The organism is Croceivirga radicis (assembly GCF_002072105.2).
In the GTDB taxonomy this organism is placed as follows: domain Bacteria; phylum Bacteroidota; class Bacteroidia; order Flavobacteriales; family Flavobacteriaceae; genus Croceivirga; species Croceivirga radicis.
The window spans coordinates 229,502-240,453 of the sequence record NZ_MTBC01000006.1; the positions used below are offsets into that span (position 1 = coordinate 229,502).

Below are 10,952 nucleotides of genomic sequence, written 5' to 3' on the forward strand. Positions count from 1 at the left end.
AAATGATAGCAGGGTACGGCAAAATTAGTTAATAGCTTTTACTACCGCTTTGGGGGCCTCTTTTTTGCTACCATCAAAACCGGTAACACCACCTACGGTGGTATATTTCATAACGTATTTTTTATCTGGAAAAATACGTTGGTAAGCACTCTGGCACATCAATGTAGCTTCATGAAAACCGCAAAGTATCAATTTTAACTTACCAGGATAGGTGTTTACATCTCCAATAGCGTAAATACCAGGAATATTGGTTTGATAGTCCAACGTATTATCTACCTTAATGGCATTCTTCTCTATCTCTAATCCCCACTTGGCAATGGGTCCCAATTTTGGGCTTAACCCAAATAGCGGTATAAAATTGTCTACTATTATTTTTTGGTCTTCTTTTGGATTGTTGTTTTTACGGACAATTACCGCTTCTAGTGCATCCTTGCCCTCTAAACCAACAACTTCTGCAGGGGTAATAAGGTTTATTTTACCTTTATCTTTTAACTCCTGTACTTTTTCTACGGAATCCAAAGCCCCTCTGAACTCATTTCTACGGTGCACAAGAGTAACTTCTTTGGCAATATCCGCCAAAAAGATAGACCAGTCTAGGGCCGAATCACCACCGCCAGCAATCAGGACTTTTTTATCACGATAGACCTCTGGGTCCTTAATCATATAAGCAACGCCATTATCTTCAAACTTAGACAAGTTGTCCAGTATGGGTTTTCTAGGTTCAAAACTACCTAAGCCCCCAGCAATAGCCACAACAGGCGCTTGGTGCTTTGTTCCTTTATTGGTAGTTACTATAAACGTGCCGTCTTCCAATTTCTCTATACTATCTGCACGCTCGCCCAACGTAAATCCGGGTTGAAAAGGCGCTATCTGCTGCATTAAATTACTTACCAAATCGCCCGCCAATACTTCTGGAAAACCAGGAATATCATAAATGGGCTTTTTAGGGTATAATTCTGAACACTGCCCACCCGCTTGCGGTAATGCATCTATTATATGGCATTTTAGCTTTAACAAACCGGCTTCAAAAACGGTAAACAATCCGGTAGGGCCGGCACCAATGATTAAGATATCTGTTTGGACCATAGAGAAAAATTTAGGGGCCAAAGTAGTTGTTGGCCTACTTAAGAAAAATGATAAAAGTTACACTAGGCAACATTTACTACCTCTTCAATTTGAGGCACGTATTTCTTAATGGTCATTTCAACACCACTTTTCAAGGTCATTTGGTTTACACTACACCCAATACAATTGCCTTCTAACCTAACTTTTACAGAAGTGTCATTATCTATGGAAATCAAGGAGATGTCTCCGCCATCGCTCTGCAAGAAAGGTCTAATTTCTTCTAGGGCTTTTTCAACGTTTAAACGTACTTCTTCAGATGTCATAACTTATTTCTTTACGGCGGAACAACCTGCCATTGTTGTTATTTTAATTGCTTCTGTAGGTGGTAAATCGGTATTTCTATTAACCACTTCTTGTACTACATTTTTGGTAAGCGCTTCAAAAGCGAGCTCTGTTGGGGTTGCTGTTTGCATTGCAGCTGGTCTACCTACGTCTCCTGCCTCTCTAATGCTTTGTACCAATGGAATTTCGCCTAAAAACGGAATTCTTAAATCTTCTGCAAGGTGTTTTGCGCCATTTTGCCCAAAAATATAATACTTGTTATCTGGTAATTCTGCAGGTGTAAAATAGGCCATATTTTCTACAATACCCAAAACAGGCACCTGTATGGCCTCTTGATTAAACATAGCAACACCTTTACGAGCATCCGCTAATGCCACTTCTTGTGGTGTACTTACTACTACGGCACCCGTTACCGGTAGGGACTGCATAATGCTTAAATGAATATCTCCTGTGCCTGGAGGTAAGTCTAATAACAGAAAATCCAACTCACCCCAATGCGCATCAAAAATCATTTGATTCAATGCCTTTGCCGCCATTGGTCCTCTCCAAATAACTGCCTGGTTGGGTTGGGTAAAAAAACCAATAGATAGTATTTTTACACCATAACTTTCTACTGGGTTCATTTTAGATTTTCCGTCAATATTTACGGCAAGTGGTTTTTCAGAAGCTACATCGAACATTATGGGCATAGATGGGCCGTAAATATCCGTATCCAAGACACCCACCTTAAACCCCATTTTGGCCAAGGTTACCGCCAAATTTGCGGTTACGGTTGATTTACCCACACCTCCTTTACCAGAGGCTACCGCAACGATATTTTGAATACCCGGTATGGGTTCTCCTTTTATGAGGTTCGCTTTTGGTTGCGCTGGTGCCTGCACTTTAACATTTACCTTTATTTTGGCCTTTTCATATACCTCTCTATGAATAACCTTTAGTATTTCTACTTCGGTTTTCTTTTTGGCCTGTAAACTTGGATTTTTAATGGTGATATCTACCTCTACTTCATCACCGAATACTTGCACATTGGTTACCGCACCACTATCTATCATGTTTTTTCCTTCTCCTGGAACGGTAATTAATTCTAACGCCTTTAAAATATCCTGTTTGTTCAATTTCATGCTCAATCTTTTGGCTATTCAGTGCTTTAAACTGATTCTAAATTACAAAGATACAGCAATCAGAAATATTGTGCCTTATGCTTTTAAGGGAATAGCATAACTGTTTTTTATTGAATAATAACTATACCCTATTTAAGCTTATTTCAATTCCGCCATTGGGTCCCAGAAAAGGGTTTTAAAATCTACCACCTGGTTATCCCTAACTTTTACGCCTTCATTTTCCAAAAGCTGCTGCATAAGGTTGGTGCCTTCAAAATGGTGTTTTCCCGTAAGAACACCCACTCTATTGACCACTCTATGGGCGGGCACATCTTTGGAATGGCTATTATTCATGGCCCACCCCACCATACGGGCACTACGGGCCGCACCAAGGTATTTTGCTATGGCACCATAAGAGGTTACCCTTCCGTAGGGTATTAACCGTGCCACTTCGTATACCTTATCAAAAAAGCTTACCTCTTCCATTAGTTATAAAAAATGCGAATTAAGGTAATCATTAATAAAACCAGCATTAAAGCACTGATGATATAATTGGAGTTTTTAGAGAACGTTTTGGTTTTCATCTCCAACTTATTAAAATAAAATACGTACAGGTAAAGAACTGCAAACGTACCCGCAGATGCAGCCACCACGAAGATGGCAATGTCCGTAGCTTCAAATTTAATCCACCCAGCTTCTTTCCACATTGCATTAAGACTGCTGTAGTACGGAATGGTCAAAAAATTAACGGCAGCCAACAAGATACCCCTATAAAAACTACTTCTTTTTTTTACTTCTGGTTCTGCTATTCTATCTACCTTTTCTCGTTTTGCGGTTACAAAAAAGTAAATGGCAAAAAAGGCAAAAACAAAAATTGCCGCCTTTAACAGGTAATCTATAACTACAGGATTATTGTAAAGAAATTTAGATATATTAACTGCAACATAGGCTTGTACCATTACGGTTAGGGCTACACCTAAACTAAAAACCACACCACTAAGCTTACCTTTTTCTACACTAGCTTTTGCTGCATTCATATTTAAAAGCCCAGGAGGCACCGTTGCCATAAAAGCAGCAGAGAATGTGGCAAAAAATAAGATAAGCAAATGCTCCATTAGTTGGTTGGTCGAAATTGGATATACGTTATGGCTTTTCCAACTTCAAGATACTGATTTTCATAGAATGTTTGTATGCTGGTTACTTCTTCTGGCGCCCCTTCATTGGTATACACGTTATGGTTGGCGTATATAACGGGATATCCTAAACCATGTAAAAGCCCTAAGGTATAACCATGCATAAATTCACTATCCGTTTTTAAGTGCATTATACCATCTGGCTTTAGAATTTTGGCATAGCGTTCTAAAAAAGCCTCATTGGTCATTCTATGTTTGGTACGCTTATACTTTATCTGTGGGTCTGGAAAAGTTATCCATATTTCTGACACCTCTTGCGCTCCAAAAAGACAATCTACTAATTCTATCTGACTTCGAAGAAAAGCTACATTGGGTAAATTTTCTTCTATAGCAGTTTTTGCGCCGCGCCAAAACCGGGCTCCTTTAATGTCTATACCAATAAAATTCTTATTTGGATAGCGTTTCGCCAAGCCTACGGTGTACTCTCCTTTACCACAACCCAATTCTAAAACAATAGGATTATCGTTCTTAAAAAAATCTTTCCATTTGCCTTTGTGTTCAAAATTACCAACAACCTCTTCTCTGGTAGGCTGTATGACATTAGCAAAGGTTTCGTTCTCTTTAAATCGCTTTAATTTATTCTTGCTACCCAAAACAAAAAATTAATGTTTTGGCAAAACTAAGGAAATCCGTAACGATGATGGGTTTACTTTCTTTGTAAAATTATGCAACAAGGAAAACGTATTTTGGTTGCCCCTTTAAATTGGGGGCTTGGGCATGCCACTAGATGCATACCTATTATCCATGCCCTGCAAGCGGCAGGCCATACTCCATTTATTGCATCAGATGGTGTTGCGCTAAAATTGTTGCAGAAAGAGTTTCCGCAAATACCTTCTTTTGAGTTGTCTTCCTATAAAATAACCTACGCGGAAAAAGGAAAAAATTTTAAGTTGAAGATGGTATGGGATTCGCCCAAGGTACTAAAGGCAATGCGCAAAGAAAAGAAGGAAATCAAGACCTTGGTAAAACAATTGAATCTGGACGGCATTATTTCGGATAACCGATTAGGGGTATATTCAAAGAAAGTTCCATGCGTTTTTATTACCCACCAATTAAACGTGTTATCTGGAAACACCACCTGGTTTAGTTCAAAAATTCACCAAAGTATAATAAAAAAGTTTGCCGCTTGCTGGGTGCCAGATGTGGCAGAGAAACCCAATTTAACCGGAAAGTTAGGACACCTTAAAAACAGCAAACTTAACATACACTATCTTGGCCCTTTAAGCCGATTTAAAAAGAGAGAAGTTGCTAAAAAATATGATTTAATGGTTTTGCTCTCTGGTCCCGAGCCCCAACGCACCTTTCTAGAAGAAAAACTTTTAAAAGAACTAAAAGGCTTTTCTGGTAGGGCACTCTTTGTAAAAGGCAAAATTCAGCAAAAACAAAAGCGAAAGGATATAACCTATAAAAATGCCACAATTGAAGTTGTTAATTTTATGCAATCCAAAGAGTTGGAGACGGCCTTGTTGCAAAGCGAATTGATTTTATCCCGATCCGGTTATACTACCGTAATGGATTTAGCCAAACTAGAAAAGAAAGCATTTTTTATACCAACACCCGGACAATATGAGCAAGTATATTTAGCCAAGCGATTGGAAAAAAATGGATTGGTTCCTTTTTGCAAACAAGAAGATTTTAGTCTTAAAGAATTGGAACGCGTTGCCAACTTTAGTGGGCTTACCAATTTTGAAAAACCTATAGATTATTCGGTCTTGTTGGGTGCTTTTTCTAATGTAAAAGAAAACTCAGAACCTACGTCTACCTCACTCTCCACATAAATTTTCTCGCCATGTGCCTCTATAATGTGCTTTACTATGGAAAGCCCTAAACCAGACCCTCCTTCTTTACGGCTACCACTTTGGTCTACACGGTAAAAACGCTCAAACAAACGTGGAATATGCTGTTTAGGAATACCTTCTCCGTTATCCGTGATACGTATAATAACCTTATTCTTAATTAGATTTTCTACACTTACCTCTGTTGTACCATTTTCATGACCGTATTTAATAGAATTTACTAATAAGTTGGTTATTACCTGCTGTATCTTCTCATCGTCTCCCATTACAAATATGGGCGCCTTGTACTCCATATCAAAGGTTAAAGAGATATGTTTTTTGGCAGCCTTCATTTCTAAAAGCTCAAAAACATTCTTAATGAGTTCTATTATATCAAACCTTCGTTTTTCCAAGTTTAGATCGCCTACTTCCAACTTAGTGATCATATCTAGGTCTTTAACAATATAAATAAGACGATCTACTCCTTTACTTGCACGTTTTAGGTATTTTTCCATGATTTTTTTGTCTTTCATGGCACCATCCAATAGGGTTAGGATATACCCTTGGACTGTAAATAAAGGTGTTTTTAATTCGTGAGAAACATTACCCAAAAAATCCTTTCTATATTCTTCCCTAATTTTAAGCGTATCTATCTCTACCTTTTTATCCTTGGCAAATTTTTCTATTTCTTCGGTCAGCGTTCGCATATCCGTAGTTATGGGTTTGCTAGAAAAATTGGTTGATTCTAACAGCGAGACATCGTCATATATTTTTTTAACCCTACGATAAATAAAACGTTCTACTCGAGATTGCACAACCAAAAAAGATCCCAAAAAGGAAATGGGCCAGAATACCAAGAGCAACAACCAATTAAATTGACCAAAAGCCCATAGCAATGTAGCCAATACAAGGGTTATTACTATAGAAATATAAAAAGAAGAACGTACAGCAAAGCGGTACGATTTTTTTAGTTTTATTGCCATTAAAGCACAAACTTATAACCTACACCTTTAACGGTCTTAAAATGGTGGTCTCCAATTTTCTCGCGCAGTTTTCTAATATGCACATCTATGGTACGGCCACCAACAACAACTTCATTACCCCAAACTTTATCCAAAATAACTTCTCTTTTGAATACTTTACTTGGTTTAGACGTTAACAAGGACAATAACTCAAATTCTTTTCTTGGTAAGATTATTTCTTCTCCCTTACTCACAATTTTATACTCTTCCCTATTGATAACAATATCTCCTACTTTTACAATGTCTTCAACTTCTTGGGCATCGTCTTTGAGCCTTCTTAATAGGGCCTTTACCTTACTTACCAGAACTTTTGGCTTAATTGGTTTGGTAATGTAATCATCCGCACCGGCGTCAAAACCTGCTACTTGCGAGTAGTCTTCACCTCTTGCGGTTAAAAATGTAATTATGGTATTTTCTAGTCCAGGGGTGTTACGCATAACCTCGCAGGCCTCAATACCGTCCATTTCTGGCATCATCACATCTAAAATAATAAGGTGAGGTTGTTTCTTTTTGGCTTTTGCCACGGCATCTACACCGTTTTTTGCAGTGATTACGTCATAACCCTCAGCAGAAAGGTTATAACCTACAATTTCAAGAATATCCGGCTCATCGTCCGCTAAAAGTATTCTAATATCCTTTGTTTTCATCAAAATGTCAAATTATGGTCGGTATTAAATAGAATCAATTTTACTATTGGTTTTCAATCTCTTAAGTTACAAAACTCTTCTGAGACTTAATTGCCAAAGTGCCAAAAGTAAAGATAATAGCACAACCAAAGATGCTCTTAACATTGATTTAATCTCATAACATTATCGTAAACCTATTGAAATAAAGTGTTAACATGAGGGTAACATGACTTTTACAGCCTCTGGCGTTCTTTGCCGCAAATATACTTACCTATATAATGAAAAATTTATTGATGATTATGGCCATGATGGTTACCGTACTATCTATGGCGCAAGAGCAGACAGGAAGCATTGTTGGTAAATTGACCGACAAGGAATTGAATGATGAGCCTCTTGCATTTGCAAACGTTCTTATTAAAGGAACTACTACGGGTACCACGTCTGATTTTGACGGTCTTTATGAAATAGCAGGGCTTGAGCCGGGAACTTACGTGGTTGAGTTCAGCTATTTGGGGTACGAAACTGTAGAAATCCCTAATGTAGTGGTAGAAGCTGGCAAAGTTACAACGGTTAACGTTCCTATGAGTGCCGGTGGAGGTTTTGAACTAAGTGAAGTGGTTGTGACCACCGTTTCTAGAAAAGATTCTGAAGTTGCTTTGTTGTTGGATCAAAAGAATGCAGTAACAGTAGTAGAAAGTATTGGAGCTAAAGAGCTTGGTGATTTAGGTATTTCCGACGCTAAAACAGCTACAACTAAAATATCTGGTGTTACAGAGAGTGAGGCTTCTGGCGATATTTTTGTAAGAGGACTGGGAGACAGATATTTATCTACTACGCTAAATGGTTTACCAATCCCATCAGACAATGTAGACAAAAAAAACATCAACCTAGGATTATTCCCAACCAGAGTAATACAGAATGTTAGTATAAGCAAAACATATGCAGCTAGAACTTCTGCAGACCAAGCTTCTGGAAACATTAATATTACATCTAGAGAATTAGTAGGTGCTTCTGAATTTAGCGTAGGAGTTTCAGGCGGTGTCAATACATCTGTATACCAAGATGGGGCCAAGGACAATTTTCAGATTTCTCCAAATTTAGACAAGAAGACCACATTTGGTTTTTACGATTCCAACCGAACCCTAGTACAGAATTTGACTGAACAGTCTTGGGACCCTAGCATAAAAGACAACCCTTTAAACTATGGTGTGAACTTGAGTTTCGGGAAAAAACTTTTTGATAATAAACTTTCTTTTGTCCTTTCTGGATCGCATGATGAAAATTTTAGATACAATGAAGGTGTTTACCAGATTTTAGAGTATGGATTTGTTCAGGTAGGAGCATCCGATTATACCACTTTTATTTCTGAAATTACCAACACCGCCCTAATGGATCTAACTTGGTATATTAACGATAAAAATAAACTTAAATCTACAACTACTTTCTTAAATACCTTGAAAGACGAAGTTGTTGAATTTGGTAGAAATGGTGAAGCACAAGTTAGTGATGATACAGACGCATTTGGAAGCTTTGGAATTCCACTAGAATTTGTTCGTGACCAAAATACAAAACAGACCCGATTATTGGTTACCCAATTAATTGGTGAGCATAAGCTTTCTGAAAAGAACCAGTTAAACTGGGCTGGTGGCTATAACTTATTGAATGCAGATGAGCCTAATAGGATAAGAAATCAAGTTTTCTTTGACGCCGTACCTAGCACATCTGTTGCAATTAACTCACAAGGTGGTTTTAACCAACGTAAGGCAGCACAACTAATTGAGGATATTGAATACAATGGATACATCAATGATGTATTCAAAGTTATTGATGAAGAAGAATCTAATAAAAAATTTGATATCGAAGTTGGATTGTTCTATAGAAACAAAGAACGTGACTTTAGTTCTGAATTTGTTGGGGTAACAGAATCTAACAATGTAGATAGATTTAGTACCAGAACAGATAATCTAGATAACATTAATGGATTGATAAATGGACCTAACTTTGGCAATGGTTCATTACAAGTAAATTTGCTCAGCCAAAACTCTAGCGGATTAAGACAAGATGTATATACTGGCGAATACACTTCTCAAGCTGCTTATGCAGATTTTAATGTACAACTAAATAAGTTAGGGGTTAATGCTGGAATTCGCGCTCAGAAAGATGAAATCTTAGTTAATTATGATGTTGGTGGTAGTGGTACGAGAGTAGTAGGTGAAACCGTACAGGAGTATAATAATTTCTACCCTAGCTTAAATTTAAAATACACCCTGAACGAAAAACATGCTTTACGTTTTGCTGCCAGTAGAACTATAACACTTCCAGAATTTAAGGAAATAGCTCCATTTAGATATGTAGCACCTTCCGGACAAGAGGTTACAGGTAACGCTGATGACTTAACTGCTTCGTACACGAATAACTTTGATTTAAAATGGGAATTTTTTCCTACCAATGACCAATTGATCTCACTGGCTTTATTCTATAAAGACATTCAAGATCCAATTAACAGAACAGCCCAAAGGGGTGGAGAAAGTATATGGACTTTTGAAAATACTGGAGATAAAGCAGAAGTATATGGTATAGAATTAGAAAGTAAAATTAATTTACTTAAACCTAATTACAACGAAGCCAATGACGAATATGCGGGAGTAGATTTAAATTTAGTTGTAAATGCAACATTGATGCACCATGAACAGGATTTAAAATTCGTACCAACTGCAGATGGTAATAGTGCAACTGAATTCTATAGATTCGGGACAAACAAAACAACTGGTCTTGAAGGTGCTTCGGACTTTATTTTTAATACCAATTTAAATCTGAAAACTTCTGGAAAGAATCCATTTGGCGCTTCCCTAAACGCGAACTATGCTTCAGATAAAATTTATGTTTTAGGTAATCCAGAAGGCTTTGCAATCTACGATTACTCTTACAATGATAATATTGTTGAAAATGGCTTTGTAGTTCTAAATGCCAGAGTAAGTCAAGAAATAGGAAAAAACTGGCAAGTATCATTAAATGGGCAAAACCTTTTAAATCCAGAAATTAAAAGAACACAAGGTGTATTAGATAATCGTAACGAGATTAGAAGTTTCTCTGCAGACATAAATGAGCGTTTAGGCCCTGATGCCCCAGAAAGAATTATTAGAACTGAAACAGTACGATCATATAAGCTAGGATCAACAATTAGCCTAGGACTAACCTATTCTTTTTAATAACTAAATAACACTTATAAATTAAATTTTTTAAACCCTAATTATGAAAACGAAAATCTTTAAATTTTTTATGGTTTTTGCAGCCACATCTACGCTTGTTCTTACAAGCTGTAAAGATGATGATGGAGCAGGTCCAACTTGTTCAGACGGCATCCAGAATGGCACGGAGACAGGTATCGACTGTGGGGGAACCTGTGGTAATGTTTGCGAAGCAGAACCCACCTGTACAGATGGTATCATGAACGGAGATGAAACCGGTGTAGATTGTGGTGGTTCTTGTGACCCATGTTCAGAATCTGTAAACTTAACTTCAGAAAGTCCAATTACAGAAGACATGACATTAGACCCAAACAATACCTATACTTTGGATGGCCAAGTTAGTATTGAAAGTGGTGCAACTTTAACTATTCCCGCTGGTACAATTATTACAGCTGCAGCTGCAACCGGTGACGAAACGGAAACTTACATTGTTGTACAAAAAGGTGGTAAAATAGATATTCAAGGTACCTCTTCAGAGCCTGTTATCATGACATCTAACAACGAAACTCCTGGAGACTGGGGTGGTTTGGTAATTGCCGGTGATGCTACAACTACTAAAGGTGTAGATGCTACTGCGGAAG

The 10,952-nt window shown here is 37.6% G+C and carries 10 protein-coding genes and 1 pseudogene; 3 read left to right on the top strand and 8 right to left on the bottom strand.

What is annotated here, in order from left to right:
- Positions 1–24 precede the first annotated feature (24 nt).
- The 6 genes from BUL40_RS10760 to trmB all read right to left on the bottom strand — a co-directional run bounded on the left by BUL40_RS10760 (position 25) and on the right by trmB (position 4,293).
- A complete protein-coding gene (locus BUL40_RS10760; protein ID WP_080319269.1) occupies positions 25–1,086 on the bottom strand; it encodes an NAD(P)/FAD-dependent oxidoreductase in 1,062 nt (353 codons plus the stop codon).
- A gap of 62 nt (positions 1,087–1,148) precedes the next feature.
- On the bottom strand, positions 1,149–1,388 hold the full coding sequence (locus tag BUL40_RS10765; RefSeq protein WP_010518126.1) for a NifU family protein: 240 nt from the start codon (positions 1,386–1,388) through the stop codon (positions 1,149–1,151).
- Between the two features lie 3 nt (positions 1,389–1,391).
- Entirely contained in the window at positions 1,392–2,528 is a 1,137-nt protein-coding gene (locus tag BUL40_RS10770) for an Mrp/NBP35 family ATP-binding protein (protein ID WP_080319270.1), read from the bottom strand.
- Positions 2,529–2,666: 138 nt separating this feature from the next.
- Positions 2,667–2,993, bottom strand: a complete 327-nt coding sequence (locus tag BUL40_RS10775; protein WP_080319271.1) for an MGMT family protein — start codon at positions 2,991–2,993, stop codon at positions 2,667–2,669.
- Positions 2,993–3,622, bottom strand: coding sequence for a LysE family transporter (locus BUL40_RS10780; RefSeq protein WP_080319272.1), 630 nt, complete (start codon positions 3,620–3,622; stop codon positions 2,993–2,995). Before BUL40_RS10780 ends, BUL40_RS10775 begins: the two co-directional genes overlap by 1 nt.
- Positions 3,622–4,293: a tRNA (guanosine(46)-N7)-methyltransferase TrmB gene (trmB, locus tag BUL40_RS10785; RefSeq protein WP_080319273.1), complete on the bottom strand. Its 672-nt coding sequence runs from the start codon at positions 4,291–4,293 to the stop codon at positions 3,622–3,624. The genes BUL40_RS10780 and trmB overlap by 1 nt, the downstream gene beginning before the upstream one ends.
- 72 nt (positions 4,294–4,365) lie before the next feature.
- Here trmB and BUL40_RS10790 point away from each other — a divergent pair, with 72 nt between their 5' ends.
- Positions 4,366–5,478, top strand: coding sequence for a glycosyltransferase (locus tag BUL40_RS10790; protein WP_080319274.1), 1,113 nt, complete (start codon positions 4,366–4,368; stop codon positions 5,476–5,478).
- On the opposite strand, the gene BUL40_RS10795 is transcribed toward BUL40_RS10790, so the two are convergent.
- Both BUL40_RS10795 and BUL40_RS10800 read right to left on the bottom strand, forming a co-directional pair.
- Positions 5,403–6,458, bottom strand: a complete 1,056-nt coding sequence (locus BUL40_RS10795; protein WP_029511447.1) for a sensor histidine kinase — start codon at positions 6,456–6,458, stop codon at positions 5,403–5,405. The two genes, BUL40_RS10790 and BUL40_RS10795, sit on opposite strands and share 76 nt — an antisense overlap.
- The gene (locus tag BUL40_RS10800) at positions 6,458–7,144 is read right to left on the bottom strand and encodes a response regulator transcription factor (RefSeq protein ID WP_010518119.1); all 687 of its coding nucleotides are present in this window, start codon (positions 7,142–7,144) and stop codon (positions 6,458–6,460) included. Before BUL40_RS10800 ends, BUL40_RS10795 begins: the two co-directional genes overlap by 1 nt.
- A gap of 257 nt (positions 7,145–7,401) precedes the next feature.
- Here BUL40_RS10800 and BUL40_RS10805 point away from each other — a divergent pair, with 257 nt between their 5' ends.
- Positions 7,402–10,332, top strand: coding sequence for a TonB-dependent receptor (locus tag BUL40_RS10805; protein WP_080319275.1), 2,931 nt, complete (start codon positions 7,402–7,404; stop codon positions 10,330–10,332).
- Between the two features lie 43 nt (positions 10,333–10,375).
- A pseudogene (locus BUL40_RS10810) lies at positions 10,376–10,952 on the top strand (hypothetical protein); the annotation flags it as partial.